The sequence below is a fragment of the Yaniella soli genome (assembly GCF_054782375.1).
This window is the reverse complement of record NZ_BAAGSP010000001.1, coordinates 40,187-65,422: the sequence shown is the minus strand read 5'-3', so window position 1 is coordinate 65,422 and position 25,236 is coordinate 40,187. Positions and strand designations below refer to the sequence as shown.

The following is a 25,236-nucleotide window of genomic DNA, read 5'->3' as shown; positions in this document are numbered from 1 at the left end:
TTTGGATAGTAAATTTCCCTCGGTGGTCCAAGTGACCACCGAGGGAAATTTACTATGTGGCTAGATTAGCTGAAGTCTAAGTCGCTGTTGCGAGCACGTTTGAGTTCGTAGAAGTATGGGAACGTGACCAGGGCATCGAAACCGTCCCAGATTGCTCCGGCTTCTTCGCCTCGTGCGATGCGGGTCATGACCGGACCAAAGAATGCGGAGTCTCCAATGGCGATGATTGGAGTGCCAACATCGTTACCGACCAAGCTCAACGCGGCCTTAGTGGACTCGCGTAAACCGTCGTCGTAGGTGTCTTGTTTCGACGCTTCGAAGATCTCTGATGCATCTTCAACACCGATTTCTTCGAGTGCTTCGGTCAGGGCTTCATCGTAGCGGTCCAGACCGTAGCCTTGGTTATGGATGCGCGTACCGGCCGCAGTGTAGAACTCTGAAACTTTTTCGGCACCGTGACGTTCACGAACTGCCAGTGCAGTGCGAGCACCCTGCCACTTTTTGTGTGTTTCAGGATCGTCTGGGTCGTCTTTACCTTCGTTGAGGACACCGAGTGAAATGACGTTGAAGTCAACTTTCACGTCACGGACTTGTTCAACTTCTTTCATCCAGCGTGATGTGATCCAAGCGAATGGGCATGCCGGATCAAACCAAAATTTTACAGTCTTCGTCACTGTCTCTCCTTAAGCAGATTTGTTGCGACGTTTACGATCTACTTCACGTGAGACCATGACAGGTTCTCCCGTGCCATCAACGGTTGCTCCAGTGATCGTCACCTGCGCAACGTCGTCACGTGAGGGCAAATCGAACATGATCGGTTGCAGTACGTCTTCAATGATAGAACGTAAGCCACGGGCACCAGTCCCCCGGGCTTCTGCTTTCGCAACAATGGCTTGTAGCGCTTCATCTTCGAAGTGCAATTGCACGCCATCCAGAGCAAACATTTTTTCGTACTGTTTGCTCAGCGCATTCCGTGGTTCGGTAAGCACCTTGATCAGTGACGCTTCGTCGAGGTGATCTACTGCTGTGATGACCGGTAGGCGTCCGACGAATTCTGGAATAAGACCGAACTTGACCAGGTCATCAGGCTGGACATCGGCAAATGAAGGGGCATCGTCGGCACCAGCGACCTTGAGTGGTGCTCCAAAGCCGATGGCTTTTTGTCCGGCGCGTGAATCAATGATGTCCTCGAGACCTGCGAACGCGCCAGCAACGATGAACAATATATTGGAGGTGTCGAGCTGTAGAAATTCCTGGTGTGGATGTTTACGGCCGCCTTGCGGAGGCACAGAGGCCACAGTGCCTTCTAGGATCTTCAGCAGAGATTGCTGCACGCCCTCACCTGATACGTCTCGGGTGATCGAGGGGTTCTCGGACTTTCGTGAAATCTTGTCAATCTCGTCAACATAGATGATGCCTTGTTCAGCTTTCGAGACATCGTTATCTGCGGCTTGGATGAGTTTGAGCAGAATGTTTTCGACATCTTCACCGACATAGCCGGCTTCGGTCAGCGATGTCGCATCTGCCACGATGAATGGTACATCGAGTTTCCGCGCCAGGGTTTGTGCAAGATATGTTTTGCCGGAGCCAGTCGGCCCGACCAGCATAATATTGGACTTCCCGATTTCGACCTCATCGAGGTGAGAGAAGTCCATGTCGGTGCCGAAAGCTTCACGCATTGAAGATTTGATGTTGTCCTCAGCGTGAACACGTTTGTAGTGGTTATACACCGCGACAGACAACGCAGACTTGGCACGATGCTGACCGATCACGTATTCATCGAGGTGTGCATAAATTTCCTGCGGGGTTGGCAGGGTGAATTCGCTACTGTCGGTCACCTCGGCAAGTTCTTCTTCAATAATTTCGTTACACAGCTCGATGCACTCATCACAAATGTAGACCCCTGGGCCTGCGATGAGTTTTCGCACCTGCTTCTGTGTTTTCCCACAGAAAGAACACTTCAGCAGATCTGCCGATTCTCCGATTCGAGCCATTTCATCTCCTTATGCGCTGTACCAGTCCAGCATAATTGGTTGGGGGCCTATACCCGGGGAGGTTGCTCCAGGCGTGGATAACTTTATCTGGCGTTGTCACCCTGTGAATTCGCGTTTAAGCGAGCGATGGCGCCCCACACCATAGTGCAGGGCGCCATCATCACAATTCGCCGTTACTCGGCATCCTTTTTCCGGGATTCCAGCACTTCATCAACCAGGCCATAATCCTTGGCTTCAGCAGCCGAAAGGAACTTGTCGCGATCGATATCTTCGCGAATCTGATCGGCGGTCTTATTCGTGTGGTTGGCCAGCGTTTCTTCCATCCAGGTACGGATGCGCAGCAGTTCGTCGGCGTGAATCTGCAGATCCGTCGCTGTGCCGCGGTCACCACCCATCGATGGCTGGTGGATGAGCACGCGCGCATTCGGCAGGGCCAGGCGTTTGCCCGGGGTACCTGCAGCGAGGAGTACTGCAGCGGCCGAGGCAGCCTGCCCAAGAGCGACGGTCTGAATCTCTGGACGGATGAACTGCATGGTGTCATAGATCGCAGTCATTGCAGTAAATGATCCACCCGGTGAGTTGATGTAGAGCGTGATGTCACGATCTGAGTCCATTGCTTCCAGTACAAGCAACTGGGCCATCACGTCGTCTGCAGATGCATCGTCGACCTGAGTACCCAAGAAGATGATGCGATCTTCGAATAGACGAGCATACGGGTCCTGGCGTTTGAAGCCATACGGGGTGCGCTCTTCGAACTGGGGCAGAATGTAACGGTTGGAGGGCATCGGGGTTGCCGGTGTGCCCTGGGGCATATCGTGGTTCATTTAAGTCTCCTGAAGGAAAATCGTATTCGTATTGGCGACTGGGCTACCGGCTATTATTTGCTGATCCCGCCGCCACCGACCATGGAAGCCGTTCCGGACGCGATGTAATCAAAGAAGCCGTATTCCAATCCTTCTTCTGCGGTGAACCACTTGTCACGTGCGTTGTCTTCGAGGATTGTTTCAATGTCCTGACCGGTTTGTTCCGCGGTAATTTGGGACATGACCTGTTTCATGTGCATGATCAACTGCGCCTGGATACGAATATCCGATTCAGTACCGCCGATGCCGCCCGATGGCTGGTGCATCAATATACGTGCGTGTGGGGTCGCATAACGCTTGCCTTTGGTTCCTGCAGTCAGCAAGAACTGCCCCATGGATGCGGCTAGGCCGGTCGCTACGGTGACGACATCATTTGGAATCAGCTGCATGGTGTCATAAATTGCCATGCCCGCGGTGACTGAGCCACCCGGAGAGTTGATGTAGAGGAAGATATCTGCCTCTGGATCTTCCGCGCTCAATAACAGCATCTGCGATGCAATGGCGTTGGCATTGTCATCACGAACCTCTGATCCAAGCCAGATGATGCGCTCTTTAAGCAAACGGTTATAGATGTAGTCTTCACGGTTGGCCGGATCTACCGAAGCCATTCGTGGTGCGTTGGACGATTCAGTCACGACGTCCTACCTTCCTTCACTGGCGTGATTGGATTAGCAAACTTGTTTCTGTTCAAAGACATTACTTGTCAAAGTACAACTTGAGCAGGGTTGACTCACGGTTTTCGCTGAAAGCCACGAACTGCTTTTAAACAGCCAAGGTCCACTCCCTAGTATAGGAGCGGACCTTGGTGTGAGATCAGAACTTAGTTGTTGGTTTCGTCAACGTCTTCTTCTGATGCAGAGTCTTCTTCGCCTTCTGGGTTCGTGAAGAACGACAGATCAACTTCGTTCCCGTCGGTATCCACGACCTTGGCTTCTTCAAGTACAGCCGCAAGTGCCTTGCGACGACGAACTTCGCCCATAATCATCGGTACTTGACCCGCCTGGTCCAGCATTTGTGCGAACTGGTTTGGTTCCATACCGTATTGGGAAGCGGAGCTCAGAATGTACTCGATGAGTTCAGACTGATCGACCTGAACTTCTTCTTTCTCGGCAATAGTGTCCAACACGACTTCGTTGATGAACGCTTCGCGGAAGTTCTGCTCTACTTCTTCGCGGTGCTCTTCGGTGTCGTGTTCGTCACCTTCGGCGTGACCCTGCGAGGTAAAGTGCTGTTCAACTTGTTCGGTCAGCATGCTCTCTGGGACCGGAACCTCAACGAGCTTCAGCAGTTCCTCAAGAGCCTTTTCGCGTGCTTCCACGCCCTGATTGGTTTTGGACTCTTCTTCAGCTTGGTTCTTCAAGTCAGCTTTGAGCTCATCGATGGTATCGAACTCGGAAGCCAGCTGCGCAAAGTCATCATCGGCTTCTGGCAGTTCACGTTCTTTAACGGCTTCCAGGACGACTTTGACAGTTGCGGTCTCACCGGAGTGCTCGCCACCAGCAAGGGTACTTTCAAAGACTGCATCTTCGCCGGCTGAAAGCCCCTCGAGTGCTTCGTCCATTCCGTCAAGCATGGAGCCGGAGCCAACTTCGTAGGACAGACCTTCGGCGGTATCGACTTCTTCTTCGTCAATGGTGGCAGTCATGCCAATGGTGACGTTGTCACCTGTAGCTGCTGGACGATCGACGTCGACCAGAGTGGCGAAGCGTTCGCGCAATTCATCAAGAACTTTTTGTTCTTGCTCTGCAGTCACGGTGATTGGATCAACGGTGACGTTGAGGCCCTTGTAGTCAGGCAGTTCAATCGTGGGGCGAATATCGAACTCGGTATTGAACTTCAGCGGAGCTTCTGCTTCGCCATCATTGCCAGGAACAGAAGTGACATCGACTTCTGGACGAGTCAGTGGTGCAAGATCCTGCTCACGCAGTGCTTCTTGGAAGAATGAATCAAGGTTGTCATTGACTGCGTTTTCGATCACAAAACCACGGCCAACACGCTGGTCGATCAGTTGTGCTGGAACTTTGCCCTTACGGAAGCCAGGAACCTGGATCTGGTCAGCAAGTGATTTGTAAGTGGCATCGATACGCGGTTTAAGTTCTTCAAAAGGAACCTCAACCTCGAGTTTGACCCGTGTTGGGGCGAGGTTTTCAACGGTGGATTGGACCACGTAGGACTCCTGGGTTCTAATCGGAATATTTTATGGTTTCGGTACTGGCCGAATCACATACTATGCTTCCGACAGCACCATGCAGTCGGGACGACAGGATTTGAACCTGCGACCTCACGCTCCCAAAGCGCGCGCTCTACCAAGCTGAGCTACGTCCCGCGATCAGGTCTATGACCTGCTGGATTACCCGCCATTGAAGTCTTACCCCTGTAGCGGCTCGCACCATGGCGCCGAGAGATAACTATAGGACAAAGGTTTCCGAAAGTCCAAATCGAAGTAAGGCTTTTCTCGAAACTCCGCCAAAAGTGACGCGACCGCACCATTCTAGTCGATAAAAGTGACCTTGCACATACCCGAACTCGTGGACACTGAGGCCCCACACTCCGGCGGGCAGTGGATCGCCCATTGAACCCAGTGTGAACAATGCTGAGAAATGCATCATGTCGTTTTTACATCCGGGATGAAAAAAGCTCCGATTCTACATGCGCAAGAATCAGAGCTTCGAGCGGATGACGAGAATCGAACTCGCACTATCTGCTTGGAAGGCAGAGGCTCTACCATTGAGCTACATCCGCGTGCCGGTGGGCAACGAAAACAACGATATCCCAAATCTGTCTTGCGTGCAAAATTGGCACATAGATTTCGACCGGGCGAACCACCGGTGAACTTAGTCAAGGAATTTTCCAAGAAATAAACAGGTTCACATGTTGCGAGCGTTCATTTTCGCTGCGCAATCCTCTAGTATGAGAGGGCACAAAACATGCGCTACGTGAACTGCATTGCAGACATCTTTGGGACAGCGCGGGTGCAAATTCACGAACACTCAAATGACACTGAACAATTAAATTCAAGGACATTAAATACATGTTTGAAGCAAAGACTCTAGACCACCGAAATGTAGGTCAGACGTTAATCTACCGTGGTGGCCAGTCGGTAGCGGTTATCCAGGCCATCCACCATTATCCAGAAAAAGGCAGCGTCGACGTTGTCACTCCTGAAGAAGTCGTGACGTATCAGCAGACAGACTGGGTCAATACGACGTTGTCACCAGAACTCAATATGATTCGTGTGGTCTATAAATCCTGGATTGAACGCGATGCAACACTGACCGAATCTGATCTCAACGACCTCTTCACGAAGTTTACGCGCGATAATGGCACAAGCTTCTAGTTCGAGTCGCGTTCGGTCGTCATGACCTGCCCGTTGCGCGGCAGCGTATCGAGCACTTCTGGTTGGTTATCGAGTGTGATCGAGGCAAATGCCAGGGGCATGCCGATGGCGGTCAATATCGAAGCGCGGTCCATGAGCTGAGCGTGGACGTGTGGTTCACTGCTGTTGCCTGAATTTCCGCATCGGCCAATGAGCTGTCCTGCCATTACAGTGTCACCATTTTGCACCTGCAGGGATCCTTGCTGCAGATGTGCCAGCACCGCGTAGACACCGTTGTCCCCACGAAGTACCACGTGATTGCCCAGAATAAATCCTGGGCCGCCCAATTCCCAAAAGGCCCCTTCAAACATCTGCGGCTCGTCGCATCCCTGGACCATCACCAAATTGCGGACACTGCTGGTCGGTCGGTTCGTAGACCAAATCGATGGCATAGGTTTGCCCGTAGGCTCGCACACCGTGGCTCGGAATTTTTGACGCTGGACTAATGGGCGCAAGCCACCACCTGTGGCAGCACTGGATCAAATAATGCGAATCCCACAAGAATCACCCCGGCTACGGCAAGCATGATACTCCGCATGCGATAGACAAAGCGGAATACATGTTTCATAGACGATCTCTCCGCGGATTTTTAGGAACTGGCCTCGCCGGGTGTGACAAGTCCGGATTCATAGGCGGTGACGACAATTTGCACACGATCACGCAACTCAAGTTTGCTCAGTATTCGAGAGACGTGGGTTTTGACGGTCTGCTCGGCAAGAAACAGTTGCGTTGCAATCTCGGCGTTGGAATGACCGCGCGCCACCAAACGTGCCACATCGAGCTCGCGCTGAGTTAACACTGCCTGAAGCGCTGCGGAGGTTTGTGGTGCTGCTGGCCGGGATACGTAATCGGAGATGAGCGTTCGAGTGATTTGGGGCGACAGTAGCGCTTCGCCTGCTGCCACTACCCGAACCGCATGGACGAGCTCTTCCGGGGCGGCGTCCTTTAAGAGAAACCCACTGGCACCGGCACGGAGCGCAGAGAACACATACTCATCGGCGTCGAACGTCGTCAACATGAGAATTTTTGGCACATCACCCGGGGTATCTAACACCAGCCGAGTTGCTTCCAGCCCGTTGACTTTCGGCATCCGAATGTCCATCAGCACCACATCCGGCGCGGTACGTTCCACGACCTCGACTATGCCGGCTCCATCTTCCGCGGTGCCAACCACCGAAAGACCTTCCTGGGCATCCAGGAGGGCGGCGAAGCCCGCTCGGATCATCGACTGGTCATCAACGATGAGGATGCGCACATCAGATTGTATTTCGGACACGTCTCAAACCTACCCCAAAAGTATCGGCTAAATCATCGCAGGTTCACCCCGCAGTTCGATGCTTCCTGGAGATGATTGGCTCTAGACTTGCCAGCATGCACAGCACCGCAACCCATCATGCAGCACAGCCGAGTGGTCGACATTTCTTCCGCCAGCTCGGCCGAAACTTTCTGTATGTGCTCACTGGCATGCCTATCGCACTGTTCAGTTTTTCCCTGCTGCTGAGTCTGACGGTCGCCTCGCTCGCCACCATGGTGATCTGGGTGGGCATTTTGTTACTCCCCTTGACCCTGCTCATCGCCTCAGCATTCGCGGCACTGTCCAGGGCTCGGTTGAAGTGGTGGGGCGGCACGACCGAACTTGTCTCCTACCGTCCACTGGGCCCAGGGGTGCTTGGCAAACTGCCGGTCATTACTGAACCGCGGCGCTGGTTGGATCTGTTTTTTGAAACGCTCATTACCTTCCCGTTACGCGTCACCAATGTTGTCCTCGCGGTAACGTGGACGATTGCTGGCCTCGGCGGTATGACGTACTTCTTCTGGTCGGTTTTCATCCCCGGTGAGCGCGCTTTTATTCAGCTGTTGCAGACCCTCGTTCCTGCCATCGTGCCACCGGGCAACACCGCTCAGTATGTTGTGGATGCTGCCGTTGCGGTTGCACTGGGAGTGTTTTTCCTCGTCACCCTGTCGCCGCTCGTCAACGGGTTGGCGTCCTTCGATGCGTGGCTTACCAGAGCGTTATTAGGAGGCCGTCACAACCCCGCCGCCACGGGTGCTCCGGGAGACGACACTGTCGCAGTGGAAGCCGAGGGACAGGAATCGTTCAGCGCAACGGCTTGGTCTTGGACCGGTGCGATTTTCGCCTCGGTCGTGCTCCTGGCGGTCGGCTGGCCCGTGGTCGCGGTGATCTATTCGATCAACGCGGCAGTGGTCATGGGCTTGGCCATCATGCACTGTGGAGCCATCGTGATGACGTTACGTTGGACGTGGCCCGGTCTCATCGTCGCGACGGTCGCTTCGGGAGCGTTCATGCTCGTGACTGCCTCTGCGGGTGTGGCAGTGTGGCCCTGGCCCGTCACCGTGTTCTTAACACAGTGTGCGGTGCTGATCGTAGCGGGCATGGTCCGTCCCTGGTATTACGCGGTGTCGGGTTGGTCCGCCAGCGTCATCCTCACCATCGTCGGGCTGCTGACGGTGGCACCGCAGCTGCCTGCCGGGGCGATGGCGAATAGCATCGTGTTTGTGTCAGTCAGCGCCGGCGTCGTGGTCGCTGCCACGTTGAGCAGAATGTGGATCCGCAATGCCGGCCGTCTCAAAGCAGCTGAACGAACCAGCGCCATGCAGGACCGGCGCAGCAAAGAACTCACTGAACGTAACCGGATTGCGCGCGAACTACACGATGTTGTCGCCCACAGCATGTCGGTGATCAGTGTGCAGGCGGCAACCGCACAGTATCGGAATCCGGGCATTGATGAGCGGTCGCAGCGTGAGTTCGACGAAATTGCCAGCTCCTCGCGACAAGCGCTGGCCGAGATGCGGATGCTGCTGAGTATTCTTCGCAATGAAGACGACCCACCGACCGTACCTACCCCGGGGCTGGCAGATATCGACGCATTGATCGATGCCACGCGGGTTTCGGGGACGGCCATTCATTATCGCGGACTTGGCGCCGCTGATGAGGCTGTGGTCGGTCACGTCGCGCCGGCAACTGGCTTAGCGGCCTATCGCACCGTACAAGAAGCGCTCAGTAATGCGCTGCGCCATGCACCAGGCACACAGGTCGACGTCGCACTAGAAGTGGCCGCAGGACGCGACGATACCCACTGGATTCACATCGCGGTCACCAACGGGCCGCCCCCACAGGACATCGTCGAGACACCCGGTTCAGGTCTCGGGCTAGCTGGCATCCGCGAACGAACGGCAGCCGTCGGCGGCACGTGTGAAGCCGGGCCCACTCCAGCAGGCGGCTTTGCAGTCTATGCGAACCTTCCGTTGTGACGATTGGGACCCCATACCCCAGTAGGGGGTCAGAATGGCTCTGACGGGTGATGTGCCAGGTCAGGCCGGTACATAGTCTGAAGGGTATGCCTAGCCCACAAGAATCTTCCAGCAATATGACACTTCCCGCCGCCTCACGACCCCGGCCAGCGCCCGACAATAATCAGCACGTCAGCGGCTTCTTTGAACTCCAGCAACGCGTCAAAAATGCGGGACTGATGGAACGCCGCGTCGGGGCCTACATCTTCCGGATGGTCGTATTGGGCCTCGCGTTTGTCGGCGCGTTTGCGCTGGTGGTGGCATTGGGAAACACCTGGTGGCAGCTCGCGGTCGCAGCATTATTTGGTGTGCTGTTCACCCAGGTCGCGTTTCTCGCCCACGACGGAGCCCATCAACAAATTTTTGCCGCCGGTCGGCACAACGCGTGGTTTTCCAGAATCGCCGGGAATTTGGTCGTAGGGATGAGCTACGGCTGGTGGACACGGAAACACGGACGTCACCACGCACATCCCAATACGGTCGGTAAAGATGACGACATCGCCACAGGCACCCTGGTCTTCGTACCGGAAGAGGCCAAAAACCGCAGTGGTTTCATGGGATGGCTGACACGGCGTCAAGGGTGGTTGTTCTTTCCACTATTGACCCTGTTTGCGCTCGCGTTGCACTACACATCGGTGAAATCCATCGTGCAGAATCCAAAACTCAAATACCGCAAAACCGAACTCGCGTTGTTGGCACTGCGCTTTACCGGGTTTCCGGTACTGATGATCCTACTGCTCGGCCCGGGGCTCGGTGCGGCCTTTATGGGCGTCCAACTCATGGTGTTCGGTGTGTATATGGGTGGCAGTTTTGCTCCCAACCACAAGGGCATGCCGCTGATTCCCAAGGATGCGAAGGTCGATTTCTTGACGCGTCAGGTGCTGACGTCACGCAATATTCGCGGTGGCAGAATCGTGGACTGGGCGATGGGCGGGTTGAACTATCAAATTGAGCACCACCTGTTCCCGCGGATGCCCAGTGCAAACCTGCACCAGGTTCGTCAAATTGTTCGCGAACATTGCGCGGAACAGGGCATACCGTACACCGAGACCGGACTCATCGAGGCCTACCGGATTGTGATTAAGTATCTGAATCGTGTGGGCCTCGGCGAGGCCGATCCCATGGAATGCCCGTTGATCACGCAATTGAGACCACGTTAAACACCACAGCGCCTGTCCTTTTATGAGGGCAGGCGCTGTACTGTGCGGTCGGTTAGTTCATCGACACCGCGGGGATGGCCGCAACGTCGTCATCGGTATCGTCAAAACGGGCGGCGACGGATTCGGCTTCCTGACGGGCAGGGGTCTCGGCGTTGTCTACCAGCGATGAGAACTGTGCCGGAATCTCGCGGCCCAAAAACCGCATCGCCTCGACATAGAGTTTGCCGGAACGATAGGACGAACGCACCAGTGGACCCGACATCACCGCCGCGGCACCATGTTCATAGGCAAAGTCGCGCAGCCGCAGGAATTCGTTGGGTTTGATCCAGCGATCCACCGGATGATGCAGCGGTGAGGGCCGCAGATACTGGGTGATGGTGATGATGTGGGTACCGGCCTGAATGAGGTCGATGATCGTGTCCTCAATTTCTTCGGTGGTCTCCCCCATGCCCAGAATCAGATTGGATTTGGTGACGAGCCCAGCATCGCGGGCCGCAGTGATTGCAGCCAAGGATTTTTCGTAACGGAACGCCGGGCGAATGATTTTCATCAGCCTTGGCACGGTTTCAATGTTGTGGGCAAAGACCTCTGGTTTGGCGTCGAAAATCTTCTGCAGTGCAGAATCACCGCCGCGGAAGTCATCCACCAACAGTTCGACACCGGTGGACGGGGTGCGCTTGTGAATGGCACGGGCCGTTTCGGCATATAGCCAGGATGCCCCGTCCTCAAGGTCGTCGCGAGCCACACCCGTCACCGTCACATAGCGCAGGCCCAGTTCCTCGACCGAATCGGCCACGCGGTAGGGTTCATCGGTGTCATACTCATCGGGTTTGCCCGTCGCAATGTCGCAGAAAGCACAGTGGCGGGTACACACCGCGCCGCCGATGAGGAAGGACGCTTCCCGGTCTTCCCAGCACTCGTAAATATTGGGGCAATTCGCCTCGGCACAGACCGTATTCAGCGAAGTGTTTGCCACCTGACTGCGCAGGTTCTGGTACTCGGGGCCCACGGTGGCACGGGTCTTGAGCCATTCTGGACGGGGTTCGCGCGGTACTTCGGCGTTGCGTGCTTCGATACGCAGCAGTTTGCGACCATCAGCCTGCGGGATGGTAGACATTGACGTCTCCTTCAGTCGTGATTGGGGCAAGAAGTGGTTCAAGACGATGTTCAAGTGCAGCAGTCAGTGGTTCCGCCACGGCAGCCAGTGTGGTGGGAACGCCTTCTTCGGCCATCGAGGTAACCGTGGCATCGGTAATACCGCACGGAATGACCCCGGCAAAGGCGGTGGCCGGGTCGGTGTTAACGTTCAGTGAGATGCCGTGTAGTGTCGCGTCTTGCGAGATTTTCAGGCCGACCGCCGAAATTTTTCGATTTCCGATCCATACCCCGGCGCGCCCTTCGATGACGCCAACGTCGAGGCCGAAATGGTCGCGCAAGGTGTCGAGGACGGCACCTTCGACCGCGCGGATGTATTTGATGACATCGACGGGAGCGGCAAGCTTCACCAGTGGATAACACACCAGCTGGCCGGGCCCGTGCCAGGTAACTGAGCCGGCGCGATCGGTGTCGATGATCGACAGGGCATCATCAAGAATGTCGTGCTGTTGGGTGTGGCGGCCGGCCGTATACGTTGATTCCGCTTCGAATATCAGAAACGTATTTGGATGCTGGCCCGTGGCGATCCGGGCATGCAGTTCCCGCTGGAGCGTATCCATCGCGGTGTAAGTTTTCAGGCCGGTATCGAGTAAATTTATGACATGCACAACCTCAACTAAACCACACATCACCCATTGCTTGAAGGGTTGATGAAGCGATCATGACTTCTGGCACGACGTGCACCAATACAGTTTTCGTGCCTCCAACTCTTCCACGATGATCGTGCGGTAGCCACACACCAGACACTGTTGCCCCTGGCGCTGGTACACATAGTTGGCGTGCTCAGGCCACGCGTCGGATAAGGCAATGCCGGGACGATGTTCGGGCTCGGTGGTGATGATCCGACCGGTTTCCACACCGATGCCCAGCAGGTGCACTTGATCCTGCCAGATCTGCTCGCGCGTTTCGGCGGTCAGTGCCTTGGCCGGGGTATGCGGATTCAGTTGCAATCGGAAGAGCCCTTCGGCCCGGAAAATATTGCCAATGCCGCCGATGATTTTCTGGTCCATCAAAATGGCACCGATGCGGCGCCGGGTTTTGGCTGCGACATCGTAGAACCGTTGTGGATCGGCATCGGCACGTAGCGGGTCCGGACCAATGGCGTCGATGACGTCCTGGGATTCGGCAATCGTCAGTGTTCGACAGATCGCCGGACCTACCAGATCGGCCCACGAATCGTCACCCACAATACGCACCCGCGTGGTCGGTCGGGGTTCGGTCAGCTCAGCGGCGGCGTCACCGTGGTCTTCTTGTTCACCGATCTTGCGTGGCGCTCCGATGGAGGAATGCTGTTGGCCCCCGAAGGTCCAGGCCCCGTACATGCCCAAGTGCACGTTGAGCACCAAATCATGGTCGAAGTATAAAAACCAGTGTTTGCCGTAGGCCTCGGATGCGACGGCGCGGTGCCCGTTGAGCAGGTGCGCGCCGTCGGCGAACCGTCCCTGCGGCGAGGACAATTCCAGCTTTTGGGTGAGAAACACCTCGTCAAAGTGCTGAGCAATCCGATGAATCGAGTGACCTTCAGGCATTAACGCTTGGCAATCCCGTCGGTACCCAGTGCAAAACCGGCGATGGCTCCGGTGGTTTCGAATTCCGCGATCTGACCGATGCGCCGGGCATGGCGATCTTCGTTCGACCATGAGCCGGTCAGAAATGCCTGGATGATTTCCAGGGCTTCGGATGGTTCGTGCTGGCGCCCGCCCACGGCCACCACCTGAGCGTTATTGTGTTCCCGGGCCAACTGCGCAGTCGAGATATTCCATGCCAATGCGGCGCGAATCCCGGCAACTTTATTGGCGGCCATTTGCTCGCCGTTGCCCGAACCACCCAGCACAATGCCCAACGAATCCTGGCCTGCTGCACGCTCCGCTGCGACCGCTTTCGCCGCATTAATACAGAACGATGGGTAGTCATCAGCGGCATCATAGTGTTGTGGACCGTGATCGATCATGTCGTAGCCGGCATCGGCCAAATTCTCGATCAAATACTGTGCCAGTTCTAAACCGGCATGGTCGGTAGCAATGTGAACGCGCACGTGGGCTCCTTCATTCGGAAAACTTCTCGCGTCCAGCCTAGTCGGGTTTAGTCCCCGCCCCGATTGGTGAAACAATAGTGACAACCCGTTGAAAGGATCACCGCGTGACTCAATCCCACACCATCACTCGAGACGAAGCGCAGCTACGTGCCGCCATGCTGGATGTTCATACCTACCGGTTGGACATTGATGTCACCGATGCCAATGTGTTTCGGGTCCAGGCCGTCATCACTTTTTCGGCCGCGGAGTCAGCCGTGGGAGGTTCGACGTTCATCGACCTGTTGGAACATGACGTCTACTCGGCTGAACTCAACGGACACACGGTCGAGTATGACGGGTCTCGGCTGCGGCTTGAACCGTTGCAGCTCGACAATGAGCTCATCGTCTCGTCGACGGCCGAGTACTCATCCACGGGTGAAGGGTTGCATCGCTATATTGATCCTTTCGATGAGGCCGAGTACCTTTACTCGCAATGTGAACCCGCCGATGCGCGGCGCATTTTCCCCGTATTTGAACAACCCGATCTCAAGGCCACCTTCGCGTTGGGGGTGACCGCCCCGTCGTATTGGACCGTGTTGTCCAATGAGCCAGGAACGCATGTGCTGGACGGCGAGGTCGCGCACTGGACGTTCGACGCCACACCGGTGATGTCGTCGTATCTGTTCGCCCTGATCGCCGGGGAATACACCGAGGTAGCCACCGGTTCGTCGAAGAGTCGGGTCCCGTTGGGGTTGTGGGCGCGCAAATCCATGGCGGTCTACGTGGGTGCCGAGGACATTCTGGACATCACCCGGTCCGGATTCGCATTCTATGAGCACCAGTTCGGTGTGGTATATCCATTCTCCAAATATGATCAAATCTTTGTGCCCGAGTTCAACGCCGGCGCCATGGAGAACGTGGGCGCGGTGACCATTACCGAGGACTATATATTCCGCTCGGCCGTTCCCGCGGCCATGGTGCAGCGCCGGGCCATCACGATCCTGCACGAGCTCGCGCATATGTGGTTCGGCAACCTGGTGACGATGCGGTGGTGGGATGACCTGTGGCTCAACGAATCCTTCGCCGAATTCGTGTCCCACCTGGCTGCTGTGGACGCCGGATTCGCCGATGCCTGGACCACCTTTAACGCCACCGAAAAAACCTGGGCCTACCGGCAAGACCAGTTGGCCACGACCCACCCCGTCATCGCCGATATGGTCGACCTCGACGCCGTGGCCGTCAATTTCGACGGGATCACCTATGCCAAGGGGGCGGCCGTGCTGCGTCAACTTGTCGCCTGGGTCGGTACCGAACACTTTATGGCGGGGGTGCGCAACTATTTCACCGAGTACGCCTGGGCCAACACCACATTCGGTGACTTGCTGCGGCCTCTTGAGGACGCGTCGGGGCGTGAACTGTCCAGCTGGGCCGAAGAATGGCTACACACCACCGGTGTCAACACCTTGTCCTGGCAACGCGATGGCGACGAGGTGATCATCACCCAGTCCTCACCGGTTCGCAAGCATCGCGTGGTCGTCGGTTTCTACGACGTCGTCGACGGGAAGCTCACCCGCACCTCGTCGGTAGCCATCGATCTCCAGGAGAAAACCACGTGCCTTCCCGCTGACGATGCCGCGCTGATGCTGGTCAACGACGAAGACCTGACCTACGCCAAACTCCGCCCCGATGCCGCTTCCTTGCAGGTGCTCACGGAACGCCTGTCTGACGTTGACGATTCGCTGGCTCGCTCGTTGTTGTGGGGTACCGCATGGGATCTGACCCGTGATGGCGAGGCGTCTGCCGCCTGGTTCCTCGAGCTCATCCTGACCCATGTGGCGTCCGAGACTGATTCATCCGTGGTGTTCTCCCTGTTACGCCAGGCCACCACCGCGCTAAAGTATTTTGTGCCGACCGAACACGCATCGGCGACCCGGCAGCATTTTGCCCACGGGCTGTGGCAACTTGCCGAAGATGCTGTTTCCGGCTCCGATGTCGAGTTGCAACTGGTGCAAGCATTCATCCGTCATACCCGCTCCGAATCCAAAGTATCGGAGCTTGCCGACGGCCACGGGCTGGCCGGTTTCTCCGTCTCAACCGATATGGCCTGGTCCGCGATACAACGACTCGTGGCACTCGGTGTTGTCGGTGAAGCTGATATCGAAGCAGCCCATGCCGAGGATGACTCTTCCACCGGCTACCTGGCGGCCGTGCAGGCCCGGGCGATGATCCCGACGGCCGCCGCGAAGGCCGAAACCTGGCAGCGCATCACCGGCGGGGACCTCACCAATCTCGAGCTTCGTCACATGGTGATGGGCTTCGCCGACGTCCACGATCACGAACTGCTGGCCGGCTACGTCGACGAATACTTCAACCGCATCGAAGATCTCTGGGCCGCTAGCAGTTTCGAAACCGCCGAGACCTTTGCCCTGGGGTTGTTCCCGCTGTGGGCCAGCACCGAGGAGACGGCCAGTCGCACCATGACCGTGGCTTCATCGACAAGATACAGAGGTTTGCAGCGGATACTTACCGAACTGCATGACGATGTGCGCCGTGCCCTCACCGCTCAGTCAGCGTTTTAGCGCTCGAGTCCTTCACAGCCCCAAGCACTTGGGTTCTCGAGACAACTTTGGTCGACGTTTCGGGTCACGGCACGCCAGATGCGAATCTCGGTGGGCTCCGCCTGCTGAGTGACCGTTGAACTCACCTCCTGCACCTCTCCCCCGTCAACCTGGTAGGTTCCCTCAAACACCGTGGTCAGTTCGACGGTGTATAGGCCCGTCTCGTTGTACTGGTGGCTCGTGTCCGTTTCAGTGTTAAACTCATCGACCGGATAACCAGGCAGTTCAGTCACCAAAGTGTCGCCATCCCCATAGTCCCAACGGTATTCAATAGGTGTCGCGGTGATGGTCACCTCCTGGTCGAACATTATTCTCGTCACCGTTTGTGGCTCGTGATGGCTGGAGTAAAAGTTCGTGTGCGCATTCTTTAAGCCAAATGGTCCGCGATCCATAAGAATCTGCGGTGATTCGGGAATCAACTCCAGCAAGTCCGATTCTGTAATGGTGATCGTAACCGGTTCATTCACCACTTGCGCCTCTGGAGCTGGGGCCTGCGGTGCTGGTGGTGGGGCCGGCTCCCCAGGTAAAAACACATACTGGGCCAGGCACAACTCTATGCCCAGGTATTCCCTATACATTCCTGTGCACTGTTCCTGAATAGTTCTTGGCGGTGCCGCAGCTTGCGGATTCGACTTCCCACCACTTGTACTGCTTCCGCCGGAGCTGCTGGCGTTCGATTTTGTTGGAACGGGAGATGGAGGTCGTGACGAATTAGGGTTGATATATTTTAGTTCGGTACCACTACTAGCTTGCCTACGATTCTCAGAGGACACGCGCCATGAGTTCTCTTGCACCTCACCTTCAAACTCAGTCGAAGCCTTCGCCACGGTCCCGCCCATAAATAAAGATCCAAAGCAAAGAAGTATTAAAATCGACCAAAAAAACCAGGCTCGGATCACATGAGTCACTATTCCACCCATGTCACGCTCTCTTCTAGTCCAAGCCACTCAACTTCCCATCGTTGGCCAGTTGCATCAAAATACAGAAGACTTACCCATTTCTTTATATCCGGTTTGTCAAAGCTGTCTTGGTGCAAAATACCATCGTTCTCATAGAAATCGATGCCCGGTTCGTCTAACTCAAAGAAAACATGCGCAACTGGTTGGCTGCGTTCCTCATCATCTCCCAATTGAACTTCAGTAATTTCAATTTGTAGCTCTCCTTGAAGAACAACCCACTCTCCTTCACCGTAGGAATGTTCCCAACCTTGAATCGACTCGAAACAAAATTCACAGTCCTCAGACGAGACCAAGGCAAGCGGCTCCGTATCGCCGGTAAGCCGTGCATACTCTTCCGTTTCCCAAAAATATTCAAGGGTCGCCTCAGCGCCTTCTTCAGAATTCTCGGTGGCTACGGCAGGCAGGTTCGGCTCGGGTACGTTTTGGGCTGGGCCGTCTGCAGAGGCAGGAACATACTCCAACGATTCGGTGTCCGACGCATCGATAGTGTCACCGAGTGTTTCTTCGTCATCATTGGAACATCCAGTGAGGCCTACGGCCAGAGTCAAACCAACTAAACCGGTGACCAAACGATTTCGGACAGACTTCTTCATGAGTGGAGACATCAAGGCGCTTTCAAGTGAGTGATGAATAAAGGCTGTGATATTAAGGTAACCCGCAATTGACAGGGTAATCCAGGTCTCGTTTGCAGGATGTGGAAAACTTTTTAAAGTCAATGACTCTCACGAACTTGTCCACATTTGCTCCGACTCGCTCAGCGGGATGTGCGATTTTTGGTCACGATGGGAAGCAGCCGAACACGACTGGAGGTGACTTCCCAATGACTCAAACCGCAGCAGCGCCGCTGAATCCACTTGAGACGCTCGACTTGCATATCGCTGATGGACGCGTTGATTGGGCAGCCCTCTCGCACGAGCAACTCCATGACCTGATTCGGGGTGCTCGTCAACGCATCGAAGACATTGAACCCCGTGAGCCGACTGAAGGGCTGCTCCAGCGTTCATTAATGTTGGAAGAGACAGCGCGCTCATTCGCACCACTCCAGCATCGCTACACAGGGCTACTTAAAGACGCATTCGATACTCCGAAGTTGCGCTCAACTGTCGACCTGCCAAAAGGAAAAACACCGTTCCGGGATGCCACGGATATGCTGGCCAAAACGCACGGCATACGAGCATATGAAGCATCGGGACGAACCAAGATCGCTGTGGCGATGACACCGAAACGTGCATCAGACCCGGAACGAGATGACACAGTCGCCGTCGGGGAAACGAAGCTGCCCATCTTGGGAGCGATCCAAGCACAAGGAAACATTCATCCGTCGAAACTCTCGTCGGCATTAAACATGATCAACGCCGTCGACCAGGAAGCTGAAGCAGCAGGCAAAGATCAAGAGTATCGAGACAATCTGCAGCGCCTCGTCGAGAAGGACTTGGCCGGAAGAATTGGGGCCACGTCACCGGAAGAGTTCAGTCACTATGTTTCGAACAAGAAGAAGGACATACTGGCATCGATTGATCCGGCAGATAAGAAATTTACACAAGGCCAGACCGATGCGATGCATAGCGCGTGGTGCGAGGGTACCGTTCGTGGCAACCAGAACGCATACAAATGGGTCATCATCACGGATGCAGAGGGAAACGAAGCCTTCAAAACCATCGAAGCAACAGCCAATAATCCACGTGCCAAAGATGACGACGAGCAGGAATTCGACAGCCGAACGCGCGGTCAACGCAGTATGCACGCGTTTCGTGATGCCATCAAATTTGCTCTGGCCAATCTCTCGAATTCGGATTTGCGCGGGGCCAACGGTGCCCACACCCAAATGGTGGTGATGGCTGATTACCCAACCCTGATGGAAGGGGTCCGTCGGGAACTTGCCGAGCTCCTTCCGGACATTGAAGCCGAACAACGCGAACGGCTCTTGGCGATGCTCGCCGAGGCAGAGTTGGCCAAAGAGATCGGTGACTCACCTGAAGACGAGGACGTTGAAAATGGGAGCCTTATTCCGGCGCCAAATGCCAGGGTGACCGGCAAAACAGCACGGGAATTGGAACTGGATGGAGAAGTCGTCACGTTACCGCCGCCAAAAACTCCTGATATTAGCGCCATCTTGCACGATGACAATTTAGATCGGCTACAACCACGGATTTCGCAAGGCATTTACACACCGTATATGCCACCGGATGCACTGCTCCGAATGCTCTGCGATGTGAGCGTTTCGCCGGTAACACTAACTGGACGAAGACAGGTCCTGTCGATCGGTCGAAAGCAACGGAAATTCTCTGAATCAATACGGCGCGCCATTTTAGCCAGAGATCGCGGGTGCACTGTGCCCGGATGTCACTGGCCGGCCGCCTGGTGCGAACTCCACCACGTCATCCCCTGGTCACAAGATGGGGAGACGAGTGTCGAAAACGGCACCCTCATGTGTTCGCATCACCACCAGGCGTTGCACGCCAAAATGCTTCACATTGAACGAGTCGACGGCGAAATCCAATTCAGGCTCCACCCGTTGCTTGACCCTGCCCAACAACCACGGAAAAACTACTTTTGGCAGAGCTGACTCGACATTCCACCTGACCGAGCCGTCATCAATAACTCCCCGTATTCGAAAGAAACGTCGGATACGGGGAAACTTTTGTGCCCGATGATCCCTTTAAGTCCGGGCGGTTTAAGCCTGGGCGGTAGACGTTGCCTCGTCGGGTGCCTCTTCGTCTGCTGAATGCGGTGGCACAATACGGTGCTCCCCCGCATAAATGACGCACCGATGACCCCGAGTAAATCCCACCAACGTCATACCCGATTCCTTGGCGAGCTCGACGGCTAGCGAGGATGGCGCCGAGACGGCAACCAGCATTGGCATACCGGCCATAGCGGCCTTCTGAACGAGCTCGAAACTCGCGCGCGACGAGGTGACTAAGAGGTGGCGGCTTAATGGGAGCAGCCCTTCCATTAAGGCCCATCCCAGCACCTTGTCCACGGCATTGTGTCGCCCAACGTCTTCTCGGACCACAAGGAACTCACCGGTATCAACATCGTATATGCCTGCTCCGTGCAGTCCACCAGTCTTGGCGAAAACTTTTTGGTCCTCGCTGAGTTTATCGGGCAGCCCCATCACGGTGTGCTCATCGAGTGTGAAAGCCGAGCGCTCGTCGATGGGGTAACACCCGGTTTGGTGTACGTCGTCCAAGGATTGTCGCCCACAGAGACCACACGACGAATTCACGACCAGCTGCCGTTGCGTCAGCGCACCCGGTGACGGCACATGCGGGGCCAACGTGATATCGACGACGTTGTCAGACGTGTCCTCGAGCGAAACACGAGAACCGACGCCGAGCTGCTCGAACGGGTATAGCCCCTTGGGACCCTGATCCTTTTGGCAGTAGCGCACACGGGTGAGGTCGTCGGCAGAATGAATGATGCCCTCGGACAAGGCGAACCCCACGGCAAGCGAAAAATCGTGGACCGGGGTGCGCATCGTGACAGCCAACCGGGTGCCATTAACACGAATCTCCAGAGGTTCTTCGACCGCGAGTGTGTCGGCACGGTGGGTTCGCTCGCTATCGATATTGACACGAGCGACACGGACTCGGGCTTGTGAAGAACGCATGGCCCCATCTTAGCGTTGCCGGTCACTTAATGGCAGGGTCTTGCTAGGCTGGGAAACATGACACACGGTCCAGAGTTTATCCGCGCCAGGACTGCCCGACATCGCCGTCTTCCCGAGGTTGGTGATGGTGGAGCAGCTCGGCTCGCCGCTGCACGCGTTGCGGTGGTTGGTGCCGGGGGGTTGGGCTCAACGGTCATCCCATATCTTGCCGCCGCGGGTGTGGGTCGCATCGATGTGTTCGATGACGACGTGGTGGAACTGTCGAATCTGAATCGGCAGATTTTGCACTCGGTCGATTCGCTGGGCCAGCCGAAGGTGGATTCCGCCGTGGCGGCCGGGGCACGCATTGCCCCCGAAGTTCAGGTCGTGGGGCATCGGCTGCGACTGGATGACAACTTTGCCGAGGTAGTCGGCGCGGTAAAACCCGACATCGTGGTCGATGGGTCAGATTCCTTCGATACCCGGTTTGTGGTGGATGCCGGTGCCGCAGCTTTGGGTGTCCCGGTGGTATTCGGTGCCTTAATGCAATGGTCGGCGCAAATTACGATCTTTGACGCGGCTGGTCGCTATGGGCCTGCCATTCGGCTGACTGATATTTTTGCCGACACACCAGAGGTTCGTGCCACCCCGGGATGCGCCGAAACGGGAATTCTGGGGTCTGTTGCGGGCATGATCGGCACGTTATTGGCCACCGAGACAGTCAAGCTTCTCGTGGGCGCCGGGAAAACGCTGTCCGGACGGATGCTCATCGTCGACGCGTTAGATATGACGATGACGGAAATACCGCTCGCCGACACACCACAGGCGCAGCGAGGACCGTCCGCGCGACCCGGTGAGCACACCAACATTGTTGCCGTCGGGCTGGAAAATTTTGACGACGACGTGCCCCCGGTGTTCATTGATGTTCGCCGCGCAGATGAGGTGGCGCAAGACCCCGTGCCCTTCTCCACACTGCACGTCCCTTTTGACCAGTTGGATGGCCTCGAATTGGATGACGACCGAGAAATCGTCACCGTGTGTCGTTCAGGGCCGCGTTCCATCCGCGCCGCCCAACGTCTGGCAGCGGCAGGCCACCGCGTCGTGGGGTATCTGGATGGCGGCGTCAACGCGCTGCAGGACAAACCGCGGCCCGACCACCCGAGTCTGCATAGTGAATCGAGCCTGCGATGATTACCCAACAAGACCACTTGGCGCGCATTTTAGACTTAACGGCACCGCTTGCGGTGGAAGAAGTTCCGCTGGCCGAGGCGTTAGGCCACACACTTGCTGCGAATGTGATGACCACCATGGATCTACCGCCCTGGGATGCCGCGGCCATGGACGGGTACGCTATCTCGTTGGAACATTTTCAACCCGGTACCTTGCCGGTGACGAAAACGCTTCCCGCCGGCCACACGACGCCCGAACGCATCGCCCCCGGTGAGGCCGCAGCGATCATGACCGGCGCGCCCGTGCCTGCCGGCGCGGACACCATCATCCCGCTGGAAGTATTCCACGAGCCGTCCCAAAGTCTGCCGCGTGAAATTACCATCGACAACATTCCGAAAACAGATCAGCATATTCGACGGCGTGCCGAAGACACCCACGCTGGTGCACTGGTCGCGGCGGCCGGTACCGTGTTGGGCCCGAACCATATCGGTGCCATTGCGGCAACGGGCACGGCGACGGTGTTCACGGCCCGCCAGCCAAGCGTCGCGATTATTTCAACCGGTGATGAATTGGTCGCGCCCGGTACCCCACCGGATTACGGACAGATTCCGGATTCTAATGCGCCACTGGTCGCTGCCACGCTGACCAAACTCGGCGCAAAACCGACCCAGCAACTGCGCATCCGCGACTCCCAGGCCAGCCTCGAACATACGATTGCCCAACTCGAGCACACCGTCGACGCGATCATTTTGACGGGCGGTGCTTCGGTCGGGGCCCACGATATCTCCAACTATGTGCTCTCCGCGTGGCAACACGAGGACCCGACGCGGGCCATCACCTTCGACACGATCAATATCCGGCCGGGCAAACCTCAGGGGTTCGGGCTGTCGCCGGCTGGCACGCCGGTGTGGTCACTGCCGGGTAATCCGGTGGCTGTACTGGTGTCGCTGCACCTCTTTGTTGCCCCGGGCATCGCCAAAATGCAACGCCGCAGCCCCGAACCGCACAGACTTCGGGTACGAACCACCAAGACATTGGACACCCCGAAAAACATGAACTACTACATGCTGGCCACCCTGAATCAGGGCTATGCCACGCCGCTGCCGTCAAACTCGCACCTGGCCGTGAAAATGGCCCAGGCAACCGGGCTGCTCCATGTGCCCGCCGAAGTCGACGGCATCGAGGCCGATCAACCAGTGGAGTACATTGCCCTATGATTACCGTTCGTCTCTTCGCCGCGGCTGCCGACGTCATCGGGAGCAAATTCGTGACGATGCACGCTGAGTCGGTGGCCGAGGTGCTCGACGAGCTCTCGGATGCCCAAACCACCGCCCAGGTGATCTCGCGCTGCTCGGTTCTGGTCGATGGAGTACGCGCGAACCCTCAAACACAGCTGGCGGACGGGGCAACCGTCGACGTGTTGCCACCGTTTGCGGGTGGTTAAATCCCCACCCAGTGGCTGCCCTCGGGCCCAAATTGTTGTTTCCAAATGGGCACGCGAGCCTTGATTTCCTCAACGACGGTGCTGCACGTGGCGAACGCTTCCTGCCGGTGGGCCGCAGACACCGCCACGACGAGGGCAACGTCGCCGATGTCCAGGGCGCCGATCCGATGGGCGGCGGCGACGCGGATGGGTAACGGTGTCACGTCTTGGGTATTGTGCACCGAAATATTTGCCTCGGCCACGACTTCGCGCAAGAACGTTGTCGCATCGGGGTGCGCCGTATATTCCAGACCGGTGACCGCGCCGGGGGCTTCTGGGTCGTGATCGCGCACCACGCCCTGAAAGACGACGACTGCACCGGCATCGGGCGCGGACACGGCGGCTTCGAGTCGCTGCACGTCGAGTACTGTATCGGTCACCACTGACAGTTCCACCAGATTCATGCCACTAGTCTAAGTGTTCGCCACCCGGTGCAATCCACATCACCCGCCACGGCGCTGAACTAGACTAAACCCCGTGCAACATGAGTTTTCTTTACGCGCCGAATGGGCGACGAACACGGACCGTCCGCATCCGCAGCGGGGTTTCACCCGCGAGGTAACCATACACGCTGACGGTCCCGGTGAGCTGCCCGGGTCAGCGGCCAAACCATTTCACGGTGACGCGACCCGTTGGAATCCCGAGCAGCTGCTGCTGGCGGCCCTGGTCGAGTGCCACATCTTGTCGTATCTCTATGTTGCCGGCGAGGCCGAGATTGAGGTCGAGCACGTGTCGGTGCGCGGTGAATTGACCCTCGAGGCTGGCTCCGATGGCGGACAGATCAGTTCGGCCACGCTCTATCCGGAGGTCGTCGTCGCCGATACGATGCAGTTGGCCCGCGCCCGTGAGCTGCACGACGAGGCACATCGTCAATGTTTTATCGCTCGCAGCGTGAACTTCCCCATCAGTCTCGAAGTGCCCCACCAACACCAGATGCCCCAGCTGCCCCAGTTCTCGAATCGTCTGGGCGCGCCGATTGCGGTGCTCAAACCCCGTCGGGCGAAGAAACCATCACAGGTTTCCGGCAATGAGGACGCCCGGTTGGCCGCAATTCGAGCAGAACGCGACGCCGCGCACGAGGATCCCAACGCCAGTGCGCAAGAAACCAAGAGCGCGGCAGAACAAGCTCAGAAGACGAATGCTCCATCCGAGCAGACTTCGTTTTATGATCAGGTTGGCGGAGAACCCACGTTCAGAAAGCTGGTGCACGAGTTCTACCAGCAGGTCGAGGCCGACCCCGAGTTCAAAGCGATGTATCCCGAAGAGGATTTGGGTCCCGCCGAGCAACGCCTCCGACTGTTTCTCATCCAATATTGGGGCGGGCCCACCGACTACTCACAACTCCGCGGTCATCCGCGGCTACGTGCCCGGCACATGCCGTTCCACGTCGACACCAAGGCGCGTGACACGTGGCTAAAATTCATGCGCAACGCGATGGATACCCTAGATTTGGCGCCGTTGCACTATGACACCATGTGGGACTATTTCGAGCGCGCCGCCCGCGCCATGCAGAACCAGCACTAACGCCAAGCTTTAAAGG

The 25,236-nt window shown here is 56.7% G+C and carries 24 protein-coding genes, 2 tRNA genes and 1 pseudogene; 10 read left to right on the top strand and 17 right to left on the bottom strand.

All coding sequences use genetic code 11. From position 1 onward, the window contains the following. Positions 1-65 precede the first annotated feature (65 nt). The 7 genes from ACYVJT_RS00340 to ACYVJT_RS00310 form a co-directional block, all read right to left on the bottom strand. Positions 66-674 (bottom strand): mycothiol-dependent nitroreductase Rv2466c family protein, encoded by a 609-nt coding sequence (locus ACYVJT_RS00340; protein ID WP_343959185.1) that lies wholly within the window; start codon positions 672-674, stop codon positions 66-68. A 9-nt stretch (positions 675-683) separates the two neighbouring features. Further along, positions 684-1,994, bottom strand: a complete 1,311-nt coding sequence (gene clpX / locus ACYVJT_RS00335; RefSeq protein ID WP_343959188.1) for an ATP-dependent Clp protease ATP-binding subunit ClpX — start codon at positions 1,992-1,994, stop codon at positions 684-686. Positions 1,995-2,167: 173 nt separating this feature from the next. Then, positions 2,168-2,818 carry an ATP-dependent Clp protease proteolytic subunit gene (locus tag ACYVJT_RS00330; protein ID WP_343959190.1) on the bottom strand — a complete coding sequence of 217 codons (651 nt, stop codon included), beginning with the start codon at positions 2,816-2,818 and terminating at the stop codon, positions 2,168-2,170. Between the two features lie 53 nt (positions 2,819-2,871). Next, complete coding sequence (locus ACYVJT_RS00325) at positions 2,872-3,465, bottom strand: ATP-dependent Clp protease proteolytic subunit (RefSeq protein ID WP_343959322.1); 594 nt, start codon at positions 3,463-3,465, stop codon at positions 2,872-2,874. Between the two features lie 212 nt (positions 3,466-3,677). Then, complete coding sequence (gene tig / locus ACYVJT_RS00320) at positions 3,678-5,024, bottom strand: trigger factor (protein WP_343959192.1); 1,347 nt, start codon at positions 5,022-5,024, stop codon at positions 3,678-3,680. An 85-nt stretch (positions 5,025-5,109) separates the two neighbouring features. After that, a tRNA-Pro gene (locus tag ACYVJT_RS00315) sits at positions 5,110-5,183 on the bottom strand. Positions 5,184-5,528: 345 nt separating this feature from the next. Continuing rightward, positions 5,529-5,599: transfer RNA gene (locus tag ACYVJT_RS00310), tRNA-Gly, on the bottom strand. A 289-nt stretch (positions 5,600-5,888) separates the two neighbouring features. Between ACYVJT_RS00310 and ACYVJT_RS00305 the strand changes: the two genes are divergently transcribed. Then, complete coding sequence (locus tag ACYVJT_RS00305; protein WP_343959195.1) at positions 5,889-6,194, top strand: hypothetical protein; 306 nt, start codon at positions 5,889-5,891, stop codon at positions 6,192-6,194. Here the strand turns inward: ACYVJT_RS00305 and ACYVJT_RS00300 are convergent. After that, entirely contained in the window at positions 6,191-6,688 is a 498-nt protein-coding gene (locus ACYVJT_RS00300) for a M23 family metallopeptidase (RefSeq protein ID WP_343959197.1), read from the bottom strand. The two genes, ACYVJT_RS00305 and ACYVJT_RS00300, sit on opposite strands and share 4 nt — an antisense overlap. 134 nt (positions 6,689-6,822) lie before the next feature. Further along, on the bottom strand, positions 6,823-7,509 hold the full coding sequence (locus tag ACYVJT_RS00295; protein WP_343959199.1) for a response regulator: 687 nt from the start codon (positions 7,507-7,509) through the stop codon (positions 6,823-6,825). A 95-nt stretch (positions 7,510-7,604) separates the two neighbouring features. On the opposite strand from ACYVJT_RS00295, the gene ACYVJT_RS00290 reads away from it, so the two are divergent. Both ACYVJT_RS00290 and ACYVJT_RS00285 read left to right on the top strand, forming a co-directional pair. Continuing rightward, positions 7,605-9,506 (top strand): sensor histidine kinase, encoded by a 1,902-nt coding sequence (locus tag ACYVJT_RS00290; RefSeq protein ID WP_343959201.1) that lies wholly within the window; start codon positions 7,605-7,607, stop codon positions 9,504-9,506. A gap of 86 nt (positions 9,507-9,592) precedes the next feature. Continuing rightward, entirely contained in the window at positions 9,593-10,705 is a 1,113-nt protein-coding gene (locus ACYVJT_RS00285; RefSeq protein ID WP_343959204.1) for a fatty acid desaturase family protein, read from the top strand. Between the two features lie 52 nt (positions 10,706-10,757). Here ACYVJT_RS00285 and ACYVJT_RS00280 read toward each other — a convergent pair whose 3' ends face one another. From ACYVJT_RS00280 to ACYVJT_RS00265, 4 genes are read right to left on the bottom strand one after another with little or no spacing between them, the layout of a single operon-like run. Continuing rightward, a complete protein-coding gene (locus ACYVJT_RS00280; protein ID WP_343959206.1) occupies positions 10,758-11,822 on the bottom strand; it encodes a lipoyl synthase in 1,065 nt (354 codons plus the stop codon). After that, positions 11,800-12,468, bottom strand: a complete 669-nt coding sequence (gene lipB / locus ACYVJT_RS00275; protein ID WP_343959208.1) for a lipoyl(octanoyl) transferase LipB — start codon at positions 12,466-12,468, stop codon at positions 11,800-11,802. Before lipB ends, ACYVJT_RS00280 begins: the two co-directional genes overlap by 23 nt. Positions 12,469-12,519: 51 nt before the next feature. Next, positions 12,520-13,389 (bottom strand): Fpg/Nei family DNA glycosylase, encoded by an 870-nt coding sequence (locus tag ACYVJT_RS00270; protein ID WP_343959210.1) that lies wholly within the window; start codon positions 13,387-13,389, stop codon positions 12,520-12,522. Then, the gene (locus ACYVJT_RS00265; RefSeq protein WP_343959212.1) at positions 13,389-13,895 is read right to left on the bottom strand and encodes a ribose-5-phosphate isomerase; all 507 of its coding nucleotides are present in this window, start codon (positions 13,893-13,895) and stop codon (positions 13,389-13,391) included. Before ACYVJT_RS00265 ends, ACYVJT_RS00270 begins: the two co-directional genes overlap by 1 nt. Before the next feature lie 104 nt (positions 13,896-13,999). Here ACYVJT_RS00265 and pepN point away from each other — a divergent pair, with 104 nt between their 5' ends. Next, complete coding sequence (pepN, locus tag ACYVJT_RS00260; RefSeq protein ID WP_343959214.1) at positions 14,000-16,453, top strand: aminopeptidase N; 2,454 nt, start codon at positions 14,000-14,002, stop codon at positions 16,451-16,453. Here the strand turns inward: pepN and ACYVJT_RS00255 are convergent. Both ACYVJT_RS00255 and ACYVJT_RS00250 read right to left on the bottom strand, forming a co-directional pair. After that, a complete protein-coding gene (locus tag ACYVJT_RS00255) occupies positions 16,450-17,400 on the bottom strand; it encodes a PKD domain-containing protein (RefSeq protein WP_343959216.1) in 951 nt (316 codons plus the stop codon). The genes pepN and ACYVJT_RS00255 overlap by 4 nt on opposite strands. Then, on the bottom strand, positions 17,400-18,167 hold the full coding sequence (locus tag ACYVJT_RS00250; RefSeq protein ID WP_343959218.1) for a DUF6318 family protein: 768 nt from the start codon (positions 18,165-18,167) through the stop codon (positions 17,400-17,402). Before ACYVJT_RS00250 ends, ACYVJT_RS00255 begins: the two co-directional genes overlap by 1 nt. Positions 18,168-18,271: 104 nt before the next feature. On the opposite strand from ACYVJT_RS00250, the gene ACYVJT_RS00245 reads away from it, so the two are divergent. Next, positions 18,272-20,017, top strand: a complete 1,746-nt coding sequence (locus tag ACYVJT_RS00245) for an HNH endonuclease signature motif containing protein (protein ID WP_343959221.1) — start codon at positions 18,272-18,274, stop codon at positions 20,015-20,017. A 108-nt stretch (positions 20,018-20,125) separates the two neighbouring features. Here ACYVJT_RS00245 and fdhD read toward each other — a convergent pair whose 3' ends face one another. Next, positions 20,126-21,064, bottom strand: coding sequence for a formate dehydrogenase accessory sulfurtransferase FdhD (fdhD, locus tag ACYVJT_RS00240; protein ID WP_343959223.1), 939 nt, complete (start codon positions 21,062-21,064; stop codon positions 20,126-20,128). 57 nt (positions 21,065-21,121) lie between these two features. Here fdhD and ACYVJT_RS00235 point away from each other — a divergent pair, with 57 nt between their 5' ends. Genes ACYVJT_RS00235 through ACYVJT_RS00225 form a run of 3 tightly spaced genes read left to right on the top strand, consistent with a single transcriptional unit; the run spans position 21,122 to position 23,657 of the window. Next, complete coding sequence (locus tag ACYVJT_RS00235; RefSeq protein ID WP_343959225.1) at positions 21,122-22,234, top strand: ThiF family adenylyltransferase; 1,113 nt, start codon at positions 21,122-21,124, stop codon at positions 22,232-22,234. Then, positions 22,231-23,430: a molybdopterin molybdotransferase MoeA gene (locus ACYVJT_RS00230; RefSeq protein WP_343959227.1), complete on the top strand. Its 1,200-nt coding sequence runs from the start codon at positions 22,231-22,233 to the stop codon at positions 23,428-23,430. The genes ACYVJT_RS00235 and ACYVJT_RS00230 overlap by 4 nt, the downstream gene beginning before the upstream one ends. Then, positions 23,427-23,657 carry a MoaD/ThiS family protein gene (locus tag ACYVJT_RS00225; protein WP_343959229.1) on the top strand — a complete coding sequence of 77 codons (231 nt, stop codon included), beginning with the start codon at positions 23,427-23,429 and terminating at the stop codon, positions 23,655-23,657. The genes ACYVJT_RS00230 and ACYVJT_RS00225 overlap by 4 nt, the downstream gene beginning before the upstream one ends. Here ACYVJT_RS00225 and ACYVJT_RS00220 read toward each other — a convergent pair. Next, entirely contained in the window at positions 23,654-24,100 is a 447-nt protein-coding gene (locus tag ACYVJT_RS00220) for a molybdenum cofactor biosynthesis protein MoaE (RefSeq protein ID WP_343959231.1), read from the bottom strand. The two genes, ACYVJT_RS00225 and ACYVJT_RS00220, sit on opposite strands and share 4 nt — an antisense overlap. Positions 24,101-24,173: 73 nt before the next feature. On the opposite strand from ACYVJT_RS00220, the pseudogene ACYVJT_RS00215 reads away from it, so the two are divergent. Both ACYVJT_RS00215 and ACYVJT_RS00210 read left to right on the top strand, forming a co-directional pair. Continuing rightward, positions 24,174-24,599 (top strand): annotated as a pseudogene (locus tag ACYVJT_RS00215) (OsmC family protein); the annotation flags it as partial. A gap of 147 nt (positions 24,600-24,746) precedes the next feature. Continuing rightward, complete coding sequence (locus tag ACYVJT_RS00210) at positions 24,747-25,220, top strand: globin (RefSeq protein ID WP_425579895.1); 474 nt, start codon at positions 24,747-24,749, stop codon at positions 25,218-25,220. Positions 25,221-25,236: the final 16 nt, after the last annotated feature.